Here is a 24,148-nt window from a genome sequence, read left to right as displayed (position 1 = left end):
CAGAAGAAACCGTTGTTGGTCGATTTTACAGGCTGGAACTGTGTCAACTGCCGTAAGATGGAAGCTGAAGTATGGAGTAGCCCTAAAATACGGGCGATGCTTAACAATGAGTTTATCCTTGTAGAGCTGTACGTTGATGACAAGGTATTGGATCTTCCCGAAAGTGAGCACTATGTCTCAAAGAAAACGGGCAAAAAGATCAATACGGTAAGTAAGCGCAATGCTGATTTTCAGATTACGAAGTTTGAGAGCAACTCACAGCCATTGTACGCACTTTTGGACAACGAGGGTGAGCTATTGGTGCCGACAAGTGGTGCGATCTATGATATCGAGAAGTATGGAGCATTCCTACAGTCTGGAATAGACGCATTCAAAGCGAAGTAAACCAAACATACTTTTAATGTAAAAATAACAACATTTGATAACAAATGTTGTTATTTTTGTATAATATAGACCCCAATAAGGGAGCATAGTAATGTACAGATGTATTTGAGTGCAACTGACATTTATTTTGCACTTGAAAATAAATTTATCTAGGTTTGAACATATGAGTGAAATTAAGAATATAGCTGTTTTAACATCGGGAGGTGATTCTCCAGGCATGAATGCTGCAATACGGGCTGTAATTCGGGCTGGTATATACCATGGGGCTAATATGTTTGGCGTACGCCGTGGTTATGATGGATTGGTCAATGGAGAAATAATCTCTATGGATGCCAAATCTGTGGCAAATATTATCCAACGGGGAGGTACTATCCTAAAAACAGCGCGTAGTGAAGAGTTTAAATCGGTCGAAGGACGTAAAAAAGCTTACGACAACATAAAAAAACTGGGCATTAATGGTTTAGTGGTTATCGGTGGTGATGGAACTTTTACAGGAGCATCCAAGTTTATCGAAGAATTTGATATTCCTATCGTAGGTATACCCGGAACAATCGATAATGATCTAGCAGGAACTGACTTTACAATCGGGTACGACACAGCGATCAATACCGTGGTGGATGCTGTAGATAAGATTAGAGATACGGCTGAATCCCATGATCGACTTTTTGTAGTTGAGGTAATGGGGCGTGACTCCGGACTTATTGCACTTCGTTCTGGCATCAGTACAGGAGCAGAAGCAGTTCTGATCCCGGAATTAACCGTAGACTACCAAGCGATCATGAAGCGTTTGGATCAAACCAGAAAGAATAAGTCTTCGCGAATTATTATCGTTGCGGAAGGTGACAATGAAGGAGGCCTGGTCGTAGCAGAAAAAATAAAAGAAAGCTTCCCTCATTATGATGTTCGGGTATCTATCCTAGGGCATATCCAACGTGGTGGCAAGCCGTCTTGTATGGACCGCGTACTGGCCAGCAGACTAGGAGTAGCAGCTGTGGAAGGATTATTGGAAGGGCGTCGTGGCGAAATGGCTGGATTGATCTGTGGACAGATTCAATTTACACCGTTCGGAAAAGCAATCAAACATATTGACAAGATCAACGACAATCTCACCCGGATTGTTGAAATCCTATCACATTAATACAAATAAAGCCTGTGGATGTCCACAGGCTTTATTTGTATATTTTCATTAGGAGGTTACCAATTCAAAAATTGTAATTTCTGGTAATATTCCCACCCTGCCAGGGTAACCTAAGAAACCATAGCCCGTGTTAACATAAAGCTGCTTCGGTCCCTCCTGATATAGGCCTGCCCATTCTTTATAGATATATTTAGCAGGACTCCATTGAAAATGCTCTCCTCTGACCCCGAACTGCATACCGTGTGTATGGCCGGCAAACATAACGTCTACATCTGTATCGAGTACCTGAGCGCGCCAGTGTGACGGGTCATGAGACAACAGCAATTTGACTGCTTTATCTTCAGTACCTATCAATGCTTTGCCCAAATCACCTTTTTTCGGAAAACGTCCGGTTCCCCAGTTCTGTACCCCAACAATGGAAAGTTCTTCATTATCCACTTTAATCACTCTATTTTCGTCCATCAGGAGATCCCAGCCCATTACCTTATGGACATCGATAATATCTTTCAAGTTTTTACGTTTAGCCGCACTATCTTCCTTACCGTAATAGTAATCACCATAATCATGATTCCCAAGTGTAGAATAAACCCCAAATTCGGCATGTAGCTTAGAAAAGATATCTTGGTAATCTCTCATTTCTGAGGCTACATTATTCACTAAATCGCCTGTAAAAAAGATTGCATCCGGTTTTTCACCAAGCAACATCTCCACACCGCCTAACACCGCTTTCTGGTTATAGAAAGAGCCAGAGTGTACATCCGAAATTTGAGCTATTTTAAAGCCATGGAAAGCCTTTGGAAGATTTGGCAGTACTAAACGCTGCCGTCTGATACGATAATCATAAGCGCTGGATATAACGCCCCAAGCTAAGGGAAAGATTGGTAAAGACGCCACCACAACTCCAGATTTAAGTAAAAAATCAGAGCGACTAATGCCGTTTTTGACTTTTTCAGGAAGCGGCTTTTCTAACTCTTCAACCCGCTCCTCCAATGTCTTTCCTTTTCGAGATGTAAATAGTCTAGACATCCAGACGCCCCCTCTCCGTATATCGTCCATTAGCAATACGACAACGTATATAAACTTACTAACGGCAGTCATGAAAAATGCGACTAATATAATAGAGCGATACATCAATGGAATATTGAACTTGAATGCGATCAATACTCCTGCCAATAAACAAATAGAATACAACCACCAAGCGATCGCAAACCATTTCTTTCTGACAAAGGATATTTTAGTGGCACGAAGTGCAAAAAAAATGTAAAAATCTAATACAAATAAAAAAATAGCGTTGAAAATCAACATAGTTTATATCAATTTGAGAGTACGAGCTTCTTAAGAGAATCGATCCATCTCGGGTTATCATTGAGGCTCTCTACCATAACAACTTCCTCTCCCCCTAGTGCTTTAAACTCATCGGCATACTCGACCTGTATCTCATCTAATGTCTCGATACAATCAGCGACGAAAGCAGGACTGAATACCAGTAGCTTTTTGACCCCCTTTTGAGCCAGATCATGTAATACATCGGAGGTATAAGGTTGTATCCAAGGCGTTTTCCCTAACCTAGACTGGAAACAAACTGTAAATTTCTCAGGGGAAAGCTCCAGCTTCTTCGCTATTGCCCTAGTTGTTGCATAACATTGTGACAGGTAACAAAATGAGTTAAGCTCTACCTTACAGGTATCACAACCACTATCCGGACAGTGCAATTCTCCGGAAGGATCCACTTTACCAAGCTGCCGTACCGGAAGCCCATGGTAACTGAATAAAATATGATCAAACTCCTCGATAGGATGCTTCTTGCCATTCTCTGCAAATACCGAAATCATATCTTCGTCTTCACAATAGCTATTCACAAAAGACACGCTAGGTATATACTGCCATTTACGCATAACCTCCATTACCTTCTCCATTACCGAACCGGTAGTCGCGGATGCATACTGTGGAAACAACGGCACAACCTTAATAGAATCCAGCAGCATTCCCTCCATCTTTTGCAAGGCAGCATCGATTGATGGATTTTGATAACGCATAGCTAACTCCACGTGGTATTCTTCGCCCAATTGCTCCTGAAGCATTTCCTTCTGCAACACACTATAATACATCAATGGCGACCCTGTACGGTCATCCCATATGGTTTTATAGGTAGCGGCAGATTGTGCCGATCGTTGAGGCACGATGATACCTTTGACAAGTAAAGTCCGGCTCCAGTATGGAATATCCATTACTCGTCCGTCCATCAAAAATTCGGTAAGGTATCTTTTCACTTCAGCGGTAGCAGGTGCGTCGGGTGTACCTAACTGCACCAACAAAACACCTTTTTTAGCCTTTTTGTTCATTAAGACAAAATTATACAAAAAAATAGATTAAGCTGTGGGGATCGGTCTAATATGAAAATCACATGACCTACCTATAGATTTTCGAGGGTAGTTTTTATCTCTTTCATCAGCCACATTGGGGTGGAAGTCGCTCCACAGATACCTATGGCTTCGCCCTCTTTAAACAAAGAAATATCTAATTCTTCTACTTCAGATATAAAATAGGAGTTTGGATTTGCGGCTTTACAAACGTCATAAAGCACTTTTCCATTAGAAGATTTTTTTCCAGAAACAAAGACAACACGATCATACTGTTTAGCAAAATCTCCTAGATCCTCATACCGATTAGAAACCTGCCGACAGATTGTGTCATTCGCCTTTACTTCATACCCACGTTCAATAAGCTCTTTTTTTATCGCATAGAATTTGTCTACACTCTTAGTGGTCTGACTATATAATGTAAAAGATGGGGGTAATTCGATATTATCCAGTTCATCTATATCCTGAAAAACCAGCGCTTCATTGTTGGTCTGACCTTGTAATCCAATAACCTCGGCGTGGCCATGCTTTCCAAATATCAAGATCTTTTCGGAGTCATCGTAGGAAGTCTTGATGCGATTTTGAAGCTTTAGTACCACAGGACAGGATGCATCTATCAGTGTAATATTATTTTCTAAAGCAATACGATAAGTCTCAGGAGCCTCACCGTGAGCCCGGATCAAGACTTTTTCATTCTGCAAATTGGGTAAAGCGTCATGACTGATGATACGAAGTCCCTTGGCCCGCAATCTCGCCACTTCTTCGTCATTATGTACAATATCTCCTAAACAATAAAGGTATCCTTCTTCTTCCAGAATTTCTTCGGCCATGTCGATGGCATACACCACTCCAAAACAAAAGCCTGAATCTTTATCAATCGTAACCTGCAGATTTTTTGACATAACACAAAGTTAAGTATTAGTATTTAGATATTAGTAGTTAGTATTGAGATATGAGTATTGAGATATGAGTATTGAGATGTTAGTATTGAGGATCTCAAATCTTCTGTCTTTAATCTTTGCTCTTTAATCTTTGCTCTTTTCCTAGTATCTTTGCAAAAAATTTATAATTACAATGGCAACAAACAGAACATTTACGATGATTAAGCCAGATGCGGTAGCAAATGGACATATCGGAGCTATTTTAAATGATATTATTGCAGGTGGCTTCAAAATCATTGCAATGAAATACATTAAGCTTTCAAAAGAAACTGCAGGTGATTTTTATGCTGTTCATAAAGAGAGACCTTTTTATGGAGAGTTAGTTGATTTTATGACTTCAGGTTCTATTGTAGCTGCAATTCTAGAAAAAGACAACGCAGTAGAAGACTTCCGTACGTTGATCGGTGCTACTAACCCTGCAGATGCTGCGGAAGGTACTATCCGTAACAAGTATGCAAAATCCATCGATGCAAATGCAATCCACGGTTCAGATTCTGACGAGAATGCTCAAATCGAAGGAAACTTCTTCTTCTCACAATTCGAAAGATTTTAATCGAACGATCTCGGTTACAAAAAGGGGGCGAAAATGAAAAATTTTCGCCCCCTTCTTTTTCCTAAAAACTTCGTTTCTGCAGGTATTCGTTTTCCTTCGCTGTCATCCGTTCTTTTTCTTCTTTCTTTTTATCCAGATAGCCACAGAGGTGCATGACACCATGAATAATAACGCGGTGAAGCTCATCTCTCTCGGGCACTTTAAACTTCGCTGCATTTTCACGTATCCGCTCTATCGAAATAAAAATATCGCCCGCTATCACTTCCTCTTCTTCCGAAGAATCGAAGGTAACAATATCCGTATAAGTGTCGTGATTGAGATACTCTTTGTTGATATCCAACAAATATTCGTCTGAGCAGAAAATAAAATTCAATTCGCTCACTCTTTTAAATCCTTCTGCCTGTATTGCCGAATGAATCCATTCGCGCACCTTTGCCTTTTCCTTCAACGTGTAATCGATGTCTTCTGAGAAAAAGGAAATATCTTTTAATGCCATACCTTAGTACTTTTGGGTGTCCATATATGTCTGCAAAATTAGCGTCGCTGAGATGGTATCTACCAATCCCTTGTCCCGCCGTTTGTTCTTCTTAATCCCACTTTGTAAAATAGCCTGAGATGCTATTTTGGAAGTAAATCGTTCGTCAACCTCTACCACGGGGATATTAGGGTATTCCCGCTGTAAGCGCCGGACAAAACCGACAACGTGATGTGCCGATTCCGATGCTGTGCCATCTGTCTGCAAGGGTTTCCCTACCACAAAAGTCTCTACCTCTTCCCGTTGCAGATAATCCTTAAGAAAATCCCATATCTTTTCGGGATGAACGGTATCCATCGCTGTAGCTATGATCTGTAAGGGATCTGAAATAGCAATCCCAATCCGCTTAGTCCCATAATCAAATGCCATCAATCGCATATTTTTTCTTCTGAAAGTGTTTGTTCTTTAAGGACATCAAGAACTTTCATCTCTATTGATGATCCTCCGCCTGGGAGATCATGAGAGTTTCTTCTGAAAGTGAATCCTCAAAGCTTTTTTGGCAAAGGTACAATTAGATTCTGATTTTGTTTAAAAACTTTAACGATTCTACAGCGCAACAGAATGTATTTTTGATCAGCAATATCCAAAAAGACACTCGAGCCCATAAAGACACTACCGAAAAAAAAGTGTAGATTTAACCTCATCTTCTTCAGAATGAAATCAAGAATTATAAATACCATAATCCTGTACTTTGCGACCACAGCAGCAATGCCGCTGTTTTCGCAAACAGCCGTACACTCAACAATAGAAGACAATCAAATGGGCAATTCTAAAATCAAAGGATTTAACAAATCAGAAAAAAGCATCATTCTAGCCGGGCAGACGGATAGCAAACTACACGTCTACCAGACAACAGACGAAAAAGAACTTATCGTTTTAAAAAGCAAGTCTTCTGATATAGACCCTACAGACCCACTACTACCTACTCTAGAAGCGCGTATGCTCTTGACGGTTCAGGACCCGAATCACTCAGGAGTAGGTATTGCCGCTCCTCAGATAGGAATCAACAGGAACCTGATCTGGGTACAGCGCTTTGATAAAACGGACGACCCTTTTGAGTTTTACATCAACCCTAGAATAATATGGAAGTCAAAGCTTACCCGCTTAGGAGCTGAGGGATGTCTTTCTATCCCTGATCGTAAGGAAGAAATACAACGAAGCTATGCGATTCGTCTTCAGTACCAAGATAAAAAGGGACAGTTTATTGAAGAAAATATTGAAGGTTTTACAGCCGTCATATTTCAACATGAGGTCGACCACCTGTTAGGCATTCTTTATCCTGATCGACTGGAAGAACAGACTTCAGCGGGATATATCGAACTGAATGAGAAAATCCCATTCTCTCTTCAGATCGACAAAAAAACGATATTACCGTAATCTGGGTCGCTCCGTATACTAACGGGCGACCAGTTTAATTTCAAAAAGCTTACTCCATAATTTCCCTGTCACAAACAGACGTTTGGCCTGGTGGTCATAGGCTATACCATTCAATTCGTTATCTACAGGCTTACGGTTCTCATTGTACATACCCACCAGATTAATTCTACCTTCTACGGCCCCAGTTTTAGGATCAATAATAACAATAACCTCTTGCTGATACACGTTAGCATACACCTTACCATCGATATATTCCAGTTCATTCAACTGATCGACAGCGCCATTTTCATCATACACGGCTATAGATGATTCTTCTGCTCCTGTCTTCGCATTCAAGAAATATAAGCGATTAGTCCCATCAGACTTGATCATTCGCTCGCCATCATAGGTAAGCCCCCACCCCTCTTTACTGCTTCCATAACCGAAGGAGCCTACTTGTTTTAGGTTCTCTTTATTATAAATAAAAGCAACATTCTCCATCCAGGTCAACAGGACAATCTTATCATCAACAATAGTCATTCCCTCCGCAAAATATTTATTGTCCAATGCTACAGATTGAAGTGCTTTTCCTGTTTGAAGATCTACTTTTTTCAATTGGGACTTCTCGTATCTTCCTGAAGACTCGTACATCACCCCATTTTGATATTGCAATCCTTGTGTAAAAGACTGATCATCATGCGGGAATGTATTGACAACTTCAAACCCGAAATTCTGTGCATTGGGTGGCAATACCATAACATTACTATAAGCGATATCTTCCTTCCCTGCAGCGTACACTTTTGCAGACAACGAGCGGTCTCCTAAACCATAACTCTTTGTATCAAAGACAACAGATCCCGTATCACGTTTGGTTTCAAACACATTACCATCGATAGAATATACAACGGAATCTACCGCAGCATTTGGAAAATTAAGCGTTAATTTGACCTGCTCGCCATAAGCAATCCGCTTACCAGAATCGGGCTGAACAAATTCTAACTTACCTTTTTGCGTCTTACAGCCAACTACTGTAATTAATACTGCTACCAATAATCCTACTGCTGATTTATTTTTCATCGTAATCTAATTACTTTAATAAGTTTATTCTTCACTTTTTAGTTACTCCAAAAGGCATCTTTAATCCATTCAACCTCTTTCGTTTTTAGGTAGACCGATATAATATCGAATCTTATTTCTCCTTCGAAACGTTTAATCTTTATATAGGCCTCGGCCAACTTAATCAAATTATTTCTCTTCTTCCAATCGACAAATTCCGCTGGCTCACCAAAAGCCGTATTTGTCCTACTTTTCACTTCAATAAAAACAAGCACATCGCCATCCATCGCTACAATATCAACCTCCCAATAACGATAGCGCCAATTTTTATCCAACACATTATAGCCTAACTTCCGGACAAAATCAAGAGCCAACTGCTCTCCATACCGACCCGATGATAGATGCTCTGCCAAATCACTTTACGATTGTATTTCCTAATAGATTACCCAACAACTGCTCTCCCTCTTTTAGCTTTTGATATTTATGCAGGGCAATCTCCATATCTTCGGCGCTCAGCGGTTGCTTTAGCTCCTCTCTGACTTTATGCATCTCTGAAGCAAACTTTCTCTTTTTAATCCGATAAATCGCCTGGATAACAAGCTCTTTCAAGTGTTCAATCTCTTTCGTTATATAGATCTTGCGCTTATCATCATTCCAGTTAGGGCTCAGTTCATAGCGTGAGGCAATACAATCTACAGCTAATTTTGAGATATCACCATCCTCATGTCCAATAAAGAACTTCGCTTCAGGGACTTCAAAATTCTCAGCCTGTTTCTTAAAAACAGCCACAATCTTGGCACTTGCGCTATCGTCAAATGTCAGATCTTCTATACTCCCCAATAAATAAGGAGCAACCGGAATATCACCATCACCTTCCCAGCTTACCAGCTCTCTCCCATAGTTCAACAGAATCCGAACAATCTCTCTTTCTTGCAACACCTCGGCCGTAATGACTTGCTCTGTGCTCCCTTCAGGCATCCCTGCCTCAGAACGCTCTTGTTCTGTCATAAAGAAATCCGGAGGAGGCATATCTCCCTCTGGACCGATCGACATATGCGAAGGTGCCGATCTCGCACTACTTGCTTTCTTATCCTGAGCCTTTGCCTTATTGATCCGGATTTTGTTCAGTTCAGTCAGCAACACCCTTTCTTCGATATCCAGTAAAGAGCTACACTGACGTATAAAGACCGAGACTTTAATCTCATCAGGAATAAGTGCAATACTCTCCACGACATCACGGATTACCTCAGCACGTTTTATAGGATCATCCTTTGCGTCCTTTAGTAGGATATTTGTCTTATAAAAGATAAAATCTTCTTGATGCGCTGCTATATAGGCAATAAACGCAGAAGAACCTACCTGCTTAATATAAGAATCAGGGTCATTGCCATCCGGAAAAAGGAGAACCTTCACGTTCAATCCCTCTTCGAGCAACATATCTGTCCCCCGTAGCGATGCCTTTATACCGGCAGCGTCTCCATCATAGAGAATAACAACATTCTTTGTAAATCTGGAGATTAGTTTGATCTGTCCGGTAGTCAGCGATGTACCGGAGGAAGATACCACATTTTCTACTCCGGCCTGATGCATTGCGATGACATCGGCATACCCTTCTACCAAATAACACAGATCCGCGTCCATCACGGCCTTTTTGGCATGGTTTAACCCATATAGAACGTCTGACTTGTGGTAGATTTCGCTTTCAGGCGAATTGACATATTTAGGGGTTGACTTTTCCGTCTTTAATGTCCGTCCACCAAAACCGATGATACGGCCTGTCAAGTTATGAATAGGAAAAATCACCCTTCCTCTGAACCGATCATACAGACTTTTGTCATCCCGCTCGATCGCAAGACCTATATCGGATAGGTAAGACTCTTGAAAACCATCTTTTTTTGCAGCGTCGACCAGAGCAGTCCATTGATCGGGAGAATATCCTAAATCAAATTTTTTAATGATATCATCCCTGTATCCCCTTTCTTTAAAATATGAAAGCGCGATGGCTTTCCCCGAATCGGTTTCCCAAAGGTGCTGTTTAAAGAATTTACCGGCCCATTGGCTCAACACATACAGGCTCTCACGTTTATCCTGAGCAGCCATCTGCGCAGGACTTCTCTCCACCTCCTCAATTTCAATGCTGTATTTGCTGGCTAGATAACGTATTGCTTCGGGGTAGGAAAACTTTTCCAACTCCATTACAAATTTAAGGGAATCCCCCCCTGCCCCGCAACCAAAACACTTGTAGATCCCCTTGGCTACAGATACGTGAAAAGATGGTGTTTTTTCATTATGAAAAGGACAGTTCCCAATCAGTGAGGTTCCTCTCTTTTTGAGGTCTACAAACTCACCAACGACTTCCTCAATCCGGGCCGTATCTAATACCTTATCTATGGTTTCTTTCGTGATCAACTATCCTCCCTGTCTTAATATTCCTATAGGACTACTGGTCTACTTTTGCCTCATTCATGAATAGGTATACCAGCCCTCCGAATACAGGAATAATTATAATCCCCAGCATCCAAAGAACCTTAGCAGTCTTCTTGATTTGCCCATTCACGAGGCACTTATATAGTGCAAAGAGTGGTACAAGAACGACTATTGCTCCGAATAAATAGGTAAAAACCTGTTGCATATCCATACTCACTCTTTCTAGTCTTGTGTAATTCAAATTTAGAAATTAAAAATCAGAATCCCTCATATTCGAAGTTAAGAAGGTTAGATAGAGTTAAGATAAATTAGCTATTTTTGTGCTTCAAAAACTTGCTAAGAGATGGCTTTTACAATAAAAAAAATATGTTGCATTGGTGCTGGTTATGTAGGAGGTCCGACAATGTCGGTCATCGCACAGCAATGTCCTGATATCCAAATCACCCTCGTGGACATGAATACCGAACGGATTGCAGCCTGGAATGACCCAGACCTAGATCTACTCCCTATCTATGAGCCGGGTCTATCTGATATTGTTGCCGAAGCCCGTGGGCGAAATCTCTTCTTTTCTACCAATGTAGAAAAGGCTATCGACGAAGCGGACATGATATTTATCTCTGTCAATACTCCGACCAAAAACTATGGAAAAGGCAAAGGGATGGCCGCTGACCTCAAATACATTGAGCTCTGTGCACGACAGATCGCCGATGTAGCGACCTCGGATAAAATTGTAGTCGAGAAATCCACACTTCCAGTACGTACAGCCGCTGCACTAAAGAGCATTCTACACAACACCGGCTCTTCGGTGAACTTCCATATCCTGTCCAACCCTGAGTTTTTGGCAGAGGGAACTGCTGTGCAGGATCTACTCAATCCAGATCGCGTATTGATCGGAGGAGAACATAAAGAAGCTATACAGGCATTGGTTGATATTTACGCCAGATGGGTTGACCGAGACCGTATCCTTACGACCAACCTTTGGTCTTCGGAGCTCTCAAAGCTCACCGCCAATGCTTTCTTGGCACAGCGCGTCTCTTCTATAAACTCTATCTCTGAGCTCTGTGAAAAAACAGGGGCTGATGTACAAGAAGTCGCCAAAGCTATTGGTATGGATACGCGGATAGGCTCGAAATTCCTAAAAGCATCTGTAGGTTTTGGAGGATCTTGCTTTCAGAAAGACATTCTGAACCTTGTTTATATCGCACGATCTTACAACCTACAAGAGGTCGCCGACTATTGGGAGCAGGTTATATTAATGAACAATCACCAGAAACAGCGATTCGCAGACAACATCATACAGACACTCTTCAATACCGTCAACGGTAAAAAGATAGCCATCCTAGGATGGGCTTTCAAAAAAGACACCAATGACACACGAGAATCTGCCGCGATCTACGTAGCCGATCACTTGCTCAACGAGCAGGCAGACATCTTCGTATACGACCCCAAGGTGCCCGCAGAAAAAGTATTCGTGGACCTTGACTATCTAAATAGCCGTCCTGATGCCGAAACCCGACGACTAGTATCTGTCAGCGAAGACCCTTATGAAGCCTGTAAAGATGCTCATGCTATCGCCATATTGACCGAATGGGACGAATTTAAAACTTATGACTGGTCTAGAATCAAAAGTAACATGAAAAGCCCTTCATTTATATTTGACGGCCGCAAACTATTGGATAGAACACAGCTCGAAGAGCTAGGGTTTGTATACTACGCAATCGGAGAATAGAGAAACTCTAATCTCCGATATAGCAATTTAGACTGTAGAACAACTCTGATTCAGGGGTATTGCATATAAAAAGGATTTTACGTATGTTTATACATAAGAACCAATAAGCGTGCTAATGAAGCATATTATTTTTATTGATGAGGCATACATAGGGATTTTTCAGTTCCGATGCTTCATCTTCGAACACCGCAACCAAGAGATAGGGTTTGGCATCTTCTTAGATAAACACCCCAAAGCTTTAGTCTGGTTCGAACCAGAAGGTGAAAGCAGTGCCAGCCTCCACACCAACGACGAACTTGCCCAATTAATCAGCAACCAGACCCAATCCAACAAAGACCAACGCAAAGAGAACTTCAGACGGTTTATAAAATTTATTAAAGACAGCGAACGCATCGCTGCGAAAATGGTATTCAAAGGGAGAGAAGTAGAATACCTCAGCAAGAGCAAAGATATTGTCAAAATAAAGAATGATTATATCAACAAGGTAGATTAGGGAAAATCCAAATATATTTCACTACCTTTAATAGGCTAGTGAGAGGCCGCTGTAAACAGAAATCTACGGACAGTATATACAAAACCATCTATTATGGACAGTAGTAAAAAAAGATATACCTATGACACCCTAAGTGAAGCAGTCAATGATCTTCAAAAAAGAGGATATACTTATGACTTCTTAATCCCCGAAGAGCAGGAATGTATCTATTGTACGCAAAATTCATTAGAACTCTCTCCAGATGAATTCAGCATTGAAGAAATATACCGGTTTGAGGGAATGACAGATCCTGGTGATGAAAGCATTGTATTTGCTATTGCTTCAAAAAAACACAACATCAAGGGACTTGTAATCAACAGCTTTGGCGCAGAATTTGGTTACCGTTCATCCAAATTGGTCGAGGATCTGTACAAGAAGTCTAGAGGATAACACTTCCCACCAAGGGTTACCTCCCCCTCTTATTAAGATTCACAGACAAATCTTATTTCACATTCTTCAAGACACGCTCCAAAGTAGCCGTTACACGTGCTGCATCCTCCTCTTTATTGATATCTAATCCACAAAATAGACTTCCATTGATCGTGGCATGCATAGAAAGGTAATAGATACCGCTTACAAGAAGAGCGATCAATGGCTGTACGTCCTCTTTAAAACTTTCATTTTTCACTATTTTCGTCAAGAGCTCATTCCCTACCTCATCCCGCTCGTCGGCCAACTTAGACAATATTTCATTTTTCTCACTTAATTCCCAAATGAGCAACTGCGTAAGCAATTTATTGCTTTTCATTTCAGAAAACTGCTTCTTCAACACCTCAATCACGGCTTCCCAGTTTAATTGCTGAGGTATATCTTCAAAAGCCTCAGACAGCCAGAAATCCTTACTCCTCAAAAACGCATTATATAGACCTTGCAAATCTCCGAAATGGAAATAGATCAATTTTTTATCTACCCCAGACACCTTACTGATGTTCTCGACTTTTAAGGCTACAAACCCTTCATTAGCCAATATATCTTCCACAGCCTGAAGCAGTTTGCGTTTAGTCGATTCTGATTGGAGCGTTTTCTTATTTACTTTCATAATATAAATATACCACTTAATATCTTTTTATCAACATCCGTACAAAGGATGAAAAAATCAGACTTAGGCCAAAGAATACGTGTTTAACCTTCAATTTTCATAGGAGGTCAATTCCCTTATTCACACTAATTATTTATTATATTTAGGGAAATATAATTCAATTATAGGGTAATTATCAAGCTTGACATATATCCACAGACATTAAAAAAAAGAGCATATTTTTTAGCGATTCACAGACTTGAGGCAGGCATTGTAAAAGATAGTCCTGAAGCTAGCACTCCAGGACTACACAAACCAATTATTAACCTAAATTATGAAATTTCTGACTTATTATATAAATAACGCTATGAAGCATTATTTATTATATCTCAAAACAGAAAAAATCATATTCCACGAAAAAATGCAACTTTCAACAGAAAACTTTATTTTTATCTGCGACTTAGCATAAACAAACATGATTAAAATAATAAAGGCCACTCTCCAGGATGTTCCCGTCATTCAATCTCTAGCTGCTACAATTTGGCCAGTTACATTCAAAGATATACTCTCTCAGGAACAAATAAGCTACATGATGGACTTCATGTATTCGGACAGCGCACTTGAGCAGCAGATCGGTGTACATCACCATCAATTCTTACTTGCTCAGCAAAACAATAATTACATTGGTTATCTCTCTTTTGAATTAGATTACAAGTCAGACACAAAAACGAAGATCCATAAGATATACCTTCTACCAGAAGTCCAAGGGCAAGGTGTAGGGAAGCGGCTATTTGAAGAGGTAACGGCCCTAGCTCTACAACACGGAAACCAGACCCTATCCTTAAACGTAAACCGGGACAATAGCGCCGTAGATTTCTACAAACGGATTGGATTTAATATTGTGGGTGAAGAAAACATTGCTATTGGCAATGGTTTTCTTATGGAAGACTATATTATGGAACGCCCTATTGGCCTACCTATGTAAGCATCCTTTAGAGCGTCCATTCATGCCCTAAAATGTCAAATCAATAATACAGACATTCCCAGAAAAAAAGAGCCTGTCCGTATTTAACGGTGCAGGCTCTTACACAATTTGAACAAAAATTACCCAGTTCCTATGGGTAGGTCGTTACCACTTTACTTACTTTCCAGTTATCTGTTCCCTGGCTCAGTGTCACATAGTCAACACGTGTAAAGTTTTTGAACTTCATAGTCACTTTGGCTATACAAGCCTTACCACATTCGTCCAATATTTCGTAGCTGGTTTCACAGTCGTATTTTAGCCCTTTATTAGCTTTCAGAAAGGCTGTGTACTCTCTCTTTCCGTAAGTTTTCTTATCGGCGGCATTCATATACTGAAAATCGTCTGCAAATAAATACTTATTCAGATCAGGAGCCCCCAATGCCGTTACTTCCAGATAAGTCGCTATTATTTTAGTCGTATTAAAATTTTTCAATGGATTTGCATTAGCAAAAGAATTGAGGGATAGCATCATAATAAATGCTGTTGCGATGGTTGCGATTGTCGTTTTCATTTTTTTGTATTTTTAATTTTTTACGGTACTATTACCTATACGTTATGTCTATTATCTGTTTTTTATCTACGTACAATCGTTCCTCTACCTCCTTATCAACTTTCCTGATTGTTTTGTTACACCAAAGGTATAACGACACCATCAAGCTAGGAACGATGATTAGACCAGAACGTCTATTTTCTCGGTAAAACCGTTCTCTTTTTCGGTCAATTTCCGACTGTACCTTTTGCCGATAATCGACAGATAATCTCGACTAACTCGTCTCATGCCATTCGTTATCAAGCGCGAAACCAAAAACACAATCCACTGAATACATGCACAATAAGAAAAACACATCCAATAAACACTGTACGATATTGAACACAGAACTGTTCAATATTGGGCAAACAATAGCTATGGTCATAAGGAGAGGCTTCACCGAAAATAGGAAAGTCAAATTCAAGGTTAATTTAAAGTGAAGTTTGGTTAGTCCATTTGGGAATGTAGAAAGACTTTTCTAATTTAGACCTTTACAAACATAGCCCCATGCCCATAGCAGACATATTTTACAAACGCAACAGGCGGTACTAACCTATTTATGTTTGAAATCATATGACAGAATCTACCTTGATAGAGAACCTTAGAAGCGATAGCCAGGAAGGCTTTGTGGCGATCTATGATAGATTCTATACACCACTTTTATACTTTATTTCAAAGTATGTTAAAAAGACAGAAGTCGCTGAAGAAATTTTGGCCGATGTCTTTGTTACCGTTTGGAACCGGAGAATGGACTTCCAAACTATGGATAATCTCCAGGCTTTTCTTTACATCTCGGCCAAGAATGCCAGTCTAAATACACTCCGTACCCCAAACAGGATTGCTTATCTTGAGTCTATCACTGCATTCGAACACCTGCTTGTGGAAGATAAGGACACTTTTACCCAGATGACCTATGTTGAGCTTCTTCAATCTATTCTAGAGGAAGTAGAGCGTCTGCCCGAGCGTCAGAAAGAAGTATTCAAACTGACCTATTTAGAGGACAAGACAGTAGAGGAGATTGCGCAGCAACTGGAAATGAGCCCTACTTCCGTATACACCAACCGGTCTCGCGCTGTCAGTTCACTCCGCCTCATCCTAAAGTCAAAAAGCGATGTGGTCCTCATTGCATTTTCGTTCCTTATCAACCAGTAAGAAAAACAAAGCGCTCAAAATCAACTCAATGCAAATTATTACAGATTTTAATGTAAGATTTCCTTTCCTACTGTGTTTTTATTGCAAGTCACGGTTATTAACATTCACGACATGCAAGAGACCACATACCGTATTGACCTTCTTAAGGAATACCTCAAAGGGACGATACATCCGGACAATCACTTAGAACTTAAAAGCCTATTTGAAGAATATCCTGATCTTTTTGATCTTATACATAATTTGGAGGATCCCAGCAGTCTACAACAGGCCTTGCAGGAATATCGTCATTTTCACACGACAAAATCTATTGCAAATAAAGAACAGACTCTCCAGAATATCCTTCATCGTATTGAAGCTCAGCCCAAGAAGCGCATTCGAGCAAACGCTTATCGGTCATTGCTTCGCTATGCAGCAGCGGCCTCTATCCTTGTTTTTCTTTCTGTTGGCATTTGGTATCTACTGAGCCTTCCGAACTCGAGCTCCGACCTACAGACCTTAAAAGAGGCCGAGAAGCTAAATCCGGGAAGCAATAGAGCGACCTTATTAGCAGCAGACGGATCAGTCATCGAACTGAACGAATCGCATAGCGGTATTGTCATAGGCGATGAGATCACCTACAATGATGGTTCCTTATTGTTAAAAGATATCCCTGAAGAGACGGCACTATTAACCTTATCTACGCCCAAGGGTGGGCAGTACCATGTCACTTTACCTGATGGCAGTAAGGTCTGGCTTAATGCTGATAGCCGATTGAAATACCCAAATAGATTTACTGCCCCTCTCCGGGAGGTTGAACTGGATGGAGAGGCCTACTTTGAAGTCACCTCCAATGCAAAACAGCCTTTCGTAGTCAAAACGCCTAATGAACAGGTCGAAGTATTGGGAACACACTTTAATATTAATTCTTATCGGAATGAAGAAGCCTCGAAGGTGGCCCTCTTAGAAGGCAAGGTTCGCGTTGTCGCTGACAATAAACAATCGAGTACATTACGTCCGGGGCAACAAACGTTCTTCAGCAATAACCAAATGAAAACCCAGAATATCAATGTAGAAGAAAGTATCGCCTGGAAAAACGGAGAGTTCGCCTTCAACAATGAATCTTTGGGCACAGCAATGCGACAGGTCGCCAGATGGTATGATATCGAAATCGAGGTAGCCCCATCCTTAAAGGAACTTGCACTCTGGGGATCTGTATCCCGATTAGACAATTTTGATAAAGTATTAAAAATTATAAAAATGACTGATGACAACATTAAAATCAAGATCGAAGGGAGGAGGGTTAAGATCATGAAGTAATTCGGGACAAAAAAGTAAGAAGATTTGAGCTGAGTACTTCAAAAGAAACCGGAGAAGGTGGCACTTCCCCGGTAATCGGCCCAGTATCAAATAAAATCCATGTAATCGTTTATTAAAAAACTAAACCAATCAAAAGTAATGAAAAATAAGCTTTGTAAACACCTCATTATTATGAAAATGATCGTTGTGCTACTTTTGATCACCGTTGGCCAAATCCAGGCAGAGGGCCTGGCTCAAACGGTGAACATCAGGAAAAAAAACAGCCCCATCACCGATATCTTTCGGGAGATCAAAAAACAAACCGGCTATACCATATTGAGCAAATCGGAGGTCATCAAAAACACACCTTCCGTTGATGTAAATTTTGACAATATGGAGTTGAATAGAGCGTTAAATGCACTTCTAAAACCGCTCGCGCTAACCTATGTAATCGACGGCAAGTCTATCGTGATCAAAACGGCTTCTACAGAAACGGCAAACTCACACAAACAAACTACCTCATTTTCCGATGCCGCATCTGTACAGAATGATATCCGTGGCCGAGTCACTGACCATCAAGGAAAAGCGCTATCAGGAGTCCTTGTCGCTGTCAAAGGCAAGAAAACATCGACTGCAACAGATGACAATGGTAATTATCACATCGCCGCAGAGCGCGGATCCACACTGACATTCAGCATTCTGGGATATGAAAAAAAAGAGCTAGAGGTCAACTCTTCTACGATCAATGTCAGTCTACAATTTGTCGAAGCTGATTTGGAAGAGGTTATCGTCACTGGCTACGGTACCTTCAAAAAGTCGGACTATACTGGTTCCGCCTCTACGATCAAAACCGACAGAATGAAAGATATTCCTGCTGTAGATTTCTCGACTATGCTACAGGGAAATGCACCTGGTGTACAGGTCAATTCACTATCGGGTCAACCTGGTGGGTCTACTAGTATCCGTATACGCGGCATGGGATCTATCAATGCAGCAAACAATCCGCTCTATGTAATCGATGGGGTACCTGTCATGTCTGGTAATATAGCTTCCAGCGGCTCTAACAATGCTGGTTTTGATGTCATGTCGACATTGAACAACTCCGACATCGAACAGATCACCGTTATCAAAGATGCTGCGGCCGCTTCACTATATGGCTCTCGTGCTGCTGGTGGAGTCATCTTGATCACTACCAAATCGGGAAAAGCCGGTAAACCGGTATTTTCAATCCGAGGAGACTATGGAATATCGAGTCAAGCTACTGATTTTAGAGAGGTAATGAGCGGACCTGAACGTCGAGCAATGCTATTAGAAGGTCTTCGTAATAAGGCCCGTTATACCGATAAACTGACTGATGAGACAAAAATCGAAGAATATGCACAAGCCAATATTGACAAATATGCACCAGAGCCATGGAGCGGGTGGGCAGATTGGAAAAAAGAGCTTTTCCGTAGCCAAGCCCCTTTTAAAAATGTAGACTTTTCTGCTTCTGGAGGAGACAGCAAACTGTCTTACTACAACTCCTTGTCGTATATGAATCAGAAAGGCTTATCTTATCAGTCTGATTTTGAACGTCTCTCTGGCCGTCTGAATGTGAAGTATAAGATGACCGACAAAATGGAAGTCGGTGCCAATATTCTCTATTCCAACGTTGCTCAGGATGTCAATGCAGAAGGGGGAACTTATACATCACCAATCTATGCTACACGTCACAAAATAACAGGTTCAGAGCCCGTATACAACGAAGATGGCTCTTTTTTTACGGATTTCTTCTCCAATGGGCCACGCAACCCTATGGCTGCATCTATGTATAATTTTAGAACAGAGAAGGCCAACCGCTCTTTCAACACTCTCTTCGCTAACTACAAGTTTATTGATGGATTGGTATTTAATACTACCTTCAGTCTAGACCATACGACGACCAAATATAACTCTTGGGCGGATCCACGTTCTTCCGACGGAGAGAAACAAAACGGATCTTTGACTTCTAGTTTCAAAGAATACAACCAGATTGTATGGAAAAATAGCCTTACTTATACGAAGACTTTTGCGGACAAGCATAATCTAGATATCTTAGGTGGCTACGAGGTCAATAAATACACCCGTGAAGATCTAGATGGCGCCAAAGAGAACTTCCCTTCGGTGGATAAAATTGTTATCTCCAACGGTTCTGTCCTTAAAGACCTATCTGGTTCTACCAATGAATGGCGTTTACTATCCTACTTATCCCGTGCCAATTACAATTATGACAACAAGTATTTCTTAGGTGCCAGTATACGTGCAGACGGTAGCTCCCGTTTACACCGTAATAGCCGCTGGGGTAACTTCTGGTCCTTATCAGGTGCTTGGAGACTAAGTAATGAAGATTTTATGCAATCCTTAAAACCAGTTGTATCCGACGCAAAGCTTCGCGTGTCATACGGTACCAACGGTACTCTTCCTTCCGCTAGCAACAATTACTTCACCTATATGGACCTGACAGGCTTTGGCTATCCATACGGGGGCAATCCGGGTATACGCGAAACTCAGATCGGTAACCCCTACCTGAAATGGGAAAAGCAGAACAACTTGAATATCGGGATGGATCTACGTTTGTTAAACCGTATCGACTTCACCTTTGAATGGTATAACAGGCAATCATCGGATCTACTAAACGATATGCCTACATCTTATACCACCGGTTTTTCTTCTTATTTGACCAATATCGGGGCATTACGTAATACGGGCATCGAAGTAGACATCAGTGCCGATATTTTACGGGACAAAGCGTTGAGTTGGACTACATCACTTAATCTGGGTATGAATAAGAACAAAACCATTTCTTTGGCTGATGGCAGCTCCGAACTTCGTAATGGTACATTGATACATCGTGTAGGGCAACCGTGGTATAGTTACTACCTGGTGGAATTTGCAGGGATCAACAAAGAAACCGGCGCACCACAATACTATGTCAATGACCCAAACAACCTAGGCTCTAGAGAAATTACCGAGGATGACACCAAAGCCAATCGTATTGCTTACAAAAGCGTAGACCCGAAGCTTACGGGTGGTTTTACCAATACATTCCGTTATAAGTTCATAGATCTAAACTTTACTTGGACCTATACTTTGGGAGGCAATTCGTATGACTATGGCGCGAGTAAAACAGAGCTTGCGGGCAAAACAGGGTATGACAATATTCCTAAATATTACGAAAGACGCTGGCAGAAACCCGGCGATGAGACCGATATAGAAATGTTTATGGTGGGTAATTCGTACGACATGAGTAGTGTCGCCAACACCCGTAGAGTACACTCTACTGATCACATCCGTCTGAAGAATCTTACTTTTGGCGTAGCCGTTCCTCAAGAGTTTGCTCGCCGGCTTAAAGTCAGCAACATACGCGCTTATTGCTCAGGTGTCAATCTATTGACATTTGCTGCATACAAAAACTATGACCCTGAAGTACCTGTCGATGGTAGCGTATACTTTGAGTCACCAAAGCTAAAGACAGTGACATTTGGATTGGATATTAAATTCTAACAACAAGATTATTCAGACATGAGAAATATATTATCAATCGCATTTATTGCTAGTCTATTATTCACGGGATGCGGCAATAAATGGCTCGAAGAAGCTCAACCTAGTACCTCTACAGAAAGTAGTGAAGCCATAAAATCCGCCCGCGAAGCACAATATGCGCTAAATGGGGCTTATGATTTCCTTCGTAATTATGAATACTATGGAGCCCGCATGACTTATTATGGTGATGTGACGGGTGAGGATCTACAGGCCAATGGGGATACGAAACGTGCTGCAAAGTTCTATCTATTTGATTATAACAAAGACACTGCTCCATCCTCTCTCTGGCGCTTCCCCTACCGTGTGTTGCGCAATGTAAACGGTATCTTAGCTTTCGCGAATGGTCTTCCCGCAGAAGGGCTTAGTGAGGAATTGAAGGATATCAAAGGACAGGCATTAGCCCTACGTGCCTTAGCACATTTTGATTTAGTAAAAGTTTTTGGCGCTCCCTTCAGCAAAGACAATGGCGCATCATTAGGCGTACCTATTGAAGTAGAAAAGCACAACTCGAGCAGTAAACCTTCTCGCAATACGGTCAAACAGGTCTACGATCAAGTAATCATAGATTTAGAAGATGCCAGCAAACTGCTTAGTACGGCGCGTAATAATGGTAAGATAAACCGCTTTGCAGCCCAACAATTGCTAGCACGTGCCTATCTGTATATGGGACAGAATCAAAAGGCTTTTGATACCGCGACACAAATGATCACCGAAGCACAAAAATCAGCTTCTTCTACCAAGGGACAGTATTTTTTATGGACCAATGAAGAATACAGTACGGTTTGGTCCAAAGACTTCACCAGTGAGATTCTGTTTCAACTACCTATCATCAAAACAGAGACAGGTTCTGACACCGGTGGTCCTGGCAAAGATGGGATAGGTTATTTATTGTGGCGCCTAGGTTATAATGATATTATATTGTCTGGTGATTACATGAACTTATTGAAAGCTGACCCGAACGATGTACGTCATAAAATCATCACCAAATACACCAGCAAGCAGGTCGATTACTATTACCTCAATAAGTATCCTGGTAACCCAGCCGAAGGCGAAACGCCACAGGAGGCTGACATTCCTGTCCTACGTCTTTCAGAAGCCTATCTTATCGCTGCAGAAGCTGCTGTCAAGATTGGAGACAACACGAATGCGTTGAAATACCTTAATGCTATTGTAACCCGCGCCAATCCGGCCAAATCGGTATCAGGGACCGTTACATTAGAACGCGTCATGGAAGAACGCCGCAAAGAGCTTGTTGGCGAGGGACACCGCTTATTTGATGCAACACGCAACAATATGCGCATCGAGCGCAAAGCCCCATCACACAACTCGCCGCTACTCCGTGCAGAGACGAAGTCTTTCGACCGCACTTATTTCAAAACGGTAATGGCTATTCCTCGTGGAGAAATCGATGCCAATACAAACATTATACAGAATGATGGCTATTAAACATACCATCCAAGGCTATACCTGCACTATTTTTTGCAGGTATAACCTTTGGATTATTTTTCTACTTAGCTTATTTACTATAGGAAACCTCTCCGCCCAGCAGTCCGCTCCCCTCTCTCAACACGACGGCCCATATATTCTATATACTGCCGATCAAACTAAGCAGATACGTGTTTACGAGGGGCAATTAGAAATTCAGCAAAATAGCACTCCGACATTTGAAGTTATTTCTGAGAATGGAGAACATCGATTCCAAGTCGCATTGCACCCTATAGAGACTCCTAAAGCAACGTACAGCAGTAACAATGAGATTCTCGTACTTTCCGATCCTCATGGAGATTTCGATTCCTTCCATGCTATCTTGAAAGCGCATCGCGTTATTGGCGAACAGTATCAATGGACCTTTGACAAAAAACACCTCGTAGTAATCGGTGATATATTCGACCGGGGCGAAGATGTCCTTCCCTTATTCTGGCTACTTTACAAACTAGAAGCCGAAGCCTCTGCGGCAGGTGGAGCTGTTCATTTCCTACTAGGCAATCATGAAGAAATGATATTGCGTGGCAATCTTAAATACGCCAAAGAAAAGTATAAGACACTTGCCAGTCAACTTGGTAAAAACTACGAAGATCTTTGGGGAGCAGACTCCGAATTAGGACGTTGGTTGATAAGCCGTAATACGATAGAAAAAATCGGTGACAACCTTTTTGTCCACGCTGGGTTGAGCGCAGACCTTATCGGTGATGTATGGTCTATGGATGCGATCAATGACAGTACACGTGCATATATACACCAGAAAAAGGAGGAGCGAGAGCAATCTCCTGCAGCCAGATTCCTATTCGGAAGCAATGGCCCCTTGTGGTATCGAGGCATGGTCCGTACGGAGGAAAAATACAACCCGCTCTCTGTTGCCGACCTACAGCACATTATGGACCAGTATCGCATAAAACGTATTTTTTTAGGCCATACTATTTTTCCAGAGGTAAGCTCCTTTTATGAAGGCAGAGTTTATGGCGTCAATGTGAGCAATAAATCCAACCGGGATAAAGGGCATAGCCGCGGACTTCTGATTAAAGGGAACAAGCGGTACCGCATTTATGATGATCCCAAGAAAAAGGAGAGAATCTAATAC

The 24,148-nt window shown here is 41.4% G+C and carries 24 protein-coding genes; 13 read left to right on the top strand and 11 right to left on the bottom strand.

Translation table 11 applies throughout. The annotated features are described in order from the left end of the window. Together CLV99_RS22280 and pfkA are read left to right on the top strand one after the other, a co-directional pair. On the top strand, positions 1 to 384 hold a 384-nt coding region (locus CLV99_RS22280), incomplete at its 5' end, for a thioredoxin family protein (protein WP_170180431.1). A gap of 163 nt (positions 385 to 547) precedes the next feature. Beyond that, positions 548 to 1,522 (top strand): 6-phosphofructokinase, encoded by a 975-nt coding sequence (pfkA, locus tag CLV99_RS22275; RefSeq protein WP_133586722.1) that lies wholly within the window; start codon positions 548 to 550, stop codon positions 1,520 to 1,522. A 48-nt stretch (positions 1,523 to 1,570) separates the two neighbouring features. Here the strand turns inward: pfkA and CLV99_RS22270 are convergent, their stop codons facing one another. The 3 genes from CLV99_RS22270 to CLV99_RS22260 form a co-directional block, all read right to left on the bottom strand. Further along, positions 1,571 to 2,827 (bottom strand): metallophosphoesterase, encoded by a 1,257-nt coding sequence (locus CLV99_RS22270; RefSeq protein WP_133586721.1) that lies wholly within the window; start codon positions 2,825 to 2,827, stop codon positions 1,571 to 1,573. 8 nt (positions 2,828 to 2,835) lie between these two features. Continuing rightward, a complete protein-coding gene (hemH, locus tag CLV99_RS22265; protein ID WP_133586720.1) occupies positions 2,836 to 3,864 on the bottom strand; it encodes a ferrochelatase in 1,029 nt (342 codons plus the stop codon). 71 nt (positions 3,865 to 3,935) lie between these two features. Then, positions 3,936 to 4,784: a 4-hydroxy-3-methylbut-2-enyl diphosphate reductase gene (locus CLV99_RS22260; protein WP_133586719.1), complete on the bottom strand. Its 849-nt coding sequence runs from the start codon at positions 4,782 to 4,784 to the stop codon at positions 3,936 to 3,938. A 172-nt stretch (positions 4,785 to 4,956) separates the two neighbouring features. Here CLV99_RS22260 and CLV99_RS22255 point away from each other — a divergent pair, with 172 nt between their 5' ends. Then, positions 4,957 to 5,376 carry a nucleoside-diphosphate kinase gene (locus tag CLV99_RS22255; RefSeq protein WP_133586718.1) on the top strand — a complete coding sequence of 140 codons (420 nt, stop codon included), beginning with the start codon at positions 4,957 to 4,959 and terminating at the stop codon, positions 5,374 to 5,376. 61 nt (positions 5,377 to 5,437) lie between these two features. On the opposite strand, the gene ybeY is transcribed toward CLV99_RS22255, so the two are convergent. Both ybeY and ruvX read right to left on the bottom strand, forming a co-directional pair. Further along, positions 5,438 to 5,872 carry an rRNA maturation RNase YbeY gene (gene ybeY / locus CLV99_RS22250; protein WP_133586717.1) on the bottom strand — a complete coding sequence of 145 codons (435 nt, stop codon included), beginning with the start codon at positions 5,870 to 5,872 and terminating at the stop codon, positions 5,438 to 5,440. A gap of 3 nt (positions 5,873 to 5,875) precedes the next feature. Further along, a complete protein-coding gene (ruvX, locus tag CLV99_RS22245; RefSeq protein ID WP_133586716.1) occupies positions 5,876 to 6,289 on the bottom strand; it encodes a Holliday junction resolvase RuvX in 414 nt (137 codons plus the stop codon). A gap of 276 nt (positions 6,290 to 6,565) precedes the next feature. Between ruvX and def the strand changes: the two genes are divergently transcribed. After that, positions 6,566 to 7,288, top strand: coding sequence for a peptide deformylase (gene def / locus CLV99_RS22240; RefSeq protein ID WP_211348624.1), 723 nt, complete (start codon positions 6,566 to 6,568; stop codon positions 7,286 to 7,288). A gap of 18 nt (positions 7,289 to 7,306) precedes the next feature. On the opposite strand, the gene CLV99_RS22235 is transcribed toward def, so the two are convergent. The 4 genes from CLV99_RS22235 to CLV99_RS22220 are packed head-to-tail and all read right to left on the bottom strand — an operon-like array spanning position 7,307 to position 10,961. Further along, a complete protein-coding gene (locus CLV99_RS22235; protein ID WP_133586715.1) occupies positions 7,307 to 8,344 on the bottom strand; it encodes a glutaminyl-peptide cyclotransferase in 1,038 nt (345 codons plus the stop codon). A gap of 38 nt (positions 8,345 to 8,382) precedes the next feature. Continuing rightward, positions 8,383 to 8,736 carry a YraN family protein gene (locus CLV99_RS22230; RefSeq protein WP_133586714.1) on the bottom strand — a complete coding sequence of 118 codons (354 nt, stop codon included), beginning with the start codon at positions 8,734 to 8,736 and terminating at the stop codon, positions 8,383 to 8,385. Between the two features lies 1 nt (position 8,737). Further along, positions 8,738 to 10,732 (bottom strand): DNA primase, encoded by a 1,995-nt coding sequence (dnaG, locus tag CLV99_RS22225; RefSeq protein WP_133586713.1) that lies wholly within the window; start codon positions 10,730 to 10,732, stop codon positions 8,738 to 8,740. Positions 10,733 to 10,763: 31 nt separating this feature from the next. Beyond that, a complete protein-coding gene (locus CLV99_RS22220; protein WP_133586712.1) occupies positions 10,764 to 10,961 on the bottom strand; it encodes a PLDc N-terminal domain-containing protein in 198 nt (65 codons plus the stop codon). A 132-nt stretch (positions 10,962 to 11,093) separates the two neighbouring features. Between CLV99_RS22220 and CLV99_RS22215 the strand changes: the two genes are divergently transcribed. From CLV99_RS22215 to CLV99_RS22205, 3 genes are all read left to right on the top strand, one after another. Then, complete coding sequence (locus CLV99_RS22215) at positions 11,094 to 12,479, top strand: nucleotide sugar dehydrogenase (RefSeq protein ID WP_133586711.1); 1,386 nt, start codon at positions 11,094 to 11,096, stop codon at positions 12,477 to 12,479. Between the two features lie 115 nt (positions 12,480 to 12,594). After that, a complete protein-coding gene (locus CLV99_RS22210; RefSeq protein ID WP_133586710.1) occupies positions 12,595 to 12,972 on the top strand; it encodes a hypothetical protein in 378 nt (125 codons plus the stop codon). A gap of 93 nt (positions 12,973 to 13,065) precedes the next feature. Further along, on the top strand, positions 13,066 to 13,401 hold the full coding sequence (locus CLV99_RS22205) for a phosphoribosylpyrophosphate synthetase (RefSeq protein WP_133586709.1): 336 nt from the start codon (positions 13,066 to 13,068) through the stop codon (positions 13,399 to 13,401). Between the two features lie 52 nt (positions 13,402 to 13,453). Here CLV99_RS22205 and CLV99_RS22200 read toward each other — a convergent pair whose 3' ends face one another. Further along, positions 13,454 to 14,050, bottom strand: a complete 597-nt coding sequence (locus CLV99_RS22200) for a TetR/AcrR family transcriptional regulator (protein WP_133586708.1) — start codon at positions 14,048 to 14,050, stop codon at positions 13,454 to 13,456. Between the two features lie 454 nt (positions 14,051 to 14,504). On the opposite strand from CLV99_RS22200, the gene CLV99_RS22195 reads away from it, so the two are divergent. After that, on the top strand, positions 14,505 to 15,014 hold the full coding sequence (locus CLV99_RS22195; protein WP_211348623.1) for a GNAT family N-acetyltransferase: 510 nt from the start codon (positions 14,505 to 14,507) through the stop codon (positions 15,012 to 15,014). 130 nt (positions 15,015 to 15,144) lie between these two features. Here CLV99_RS22195 and CLV99_RS22190 read toward each other — a convergent pair whose 3' ends face one another. Continuing rightward, complete coding sequence (locus CLV99_RS22190; RefSeq protein WP_133586707.1) at positions 15,145 to 15,564, bottom strand: nuclear transport factor 2 family protein; 420 nt, start codon at positions 15,562 to 15,564, stop codon at positions 15,145 to 15,147. A 591-nt stretch (positions 15,565 to 16,155) separates the two neighbouring features. Here CLV99_RS22190 and CLV99_RS22185 point away from each other — a divergent pair. The 5 genes from CLV99_RS22185 (at position 16,156) to CLV99_RS22165 (ending at position 24,145) form a co-directional block, all read left to right on the top strand. Continuing rightward, positions 16,156 to 16,734 (top strand): RNA polymerase sigma factor, encoded by a 579-nt coding sequence (locus tag CLV99_RS22185; protein ID WP_133586706.1) that lies wholly within the window; start codon positions 16,156 to 16,158, stop codon positions 16,732 to 16,734. A 111-nt stretch (positions 16,735 to 16,845) separates the two neighbouring features. After that, complete coding sequence (locus CLV99_RS22180) at positions 16,846 to 18,030, top strand: FecR family protein (protein WP_133586705.1); 1,185 nt, start codon at positions 16,846 to 16,848, stop codon at positions 18,028 to 18,030. Between the two features lie 171 nt (positions 18,031 to 18,201). Then, the gene (locus CLV99_RS22175; RefSeq protein WP_162850192.1) at positions 18,202 to 21,531 is read left to right on the top strand and encodes a TonB-dependent receptor; all 3,330 of its coding nucleotides are present in this window, start codon (positions 18,202 to 18,204) and stop codon (positions 21,529 to 21,531) included. A gap of 18 nt (positions 21,532 to 21,549) precedes the next feature. Continuing rightward, positions 21,550 to 23,016: a RagB/SusD family nutrient uptake outer membrane protein gene (locus tag CLV99_RS22170; RefSeq protein ID WP_133586703.1), complete on the top strand. Its 1,467-nt coding sequence runs from the start codon at positions 21,550 to 21,552 to the stop codon at positions 23,014 to 23,016. Then, positions 23,003 to 24,145 (top strand): metallophosphoesterase, encoded by a 1,143-nt coding sequence (locus tag CLV99_RS22165; RefSeq protein ID WP_162850191.1) that lies wholly within the window; start codon positions 23,003 to 23,005, stop codon positions 24,143 to 24,145. The genes CLV99_RS22170 and CLV99_RS22165 overlap by 14 nt, the downstream gene beginning before the upstream one ends. The last annotated feature ends 3 nt before the right edge of the window (positions 24,146 to 24,148 follow it).

The organism is Sphingobacterium yanglingense, from assembly GCF_004363245.1.
GTDB classification, from domain to species: Bacteria; Bacteroidota; Bacteroidia; order Sphingobacteriales; family Sphingobacteriaceae; genus Sphingobacterium; species Sphingobacterium yanglingense.
The sequence above is the reverse complement of the archived record's forward strand: the minus strand, read 5'-3'. Positions and strand labels throughout refer to the sequence as shown.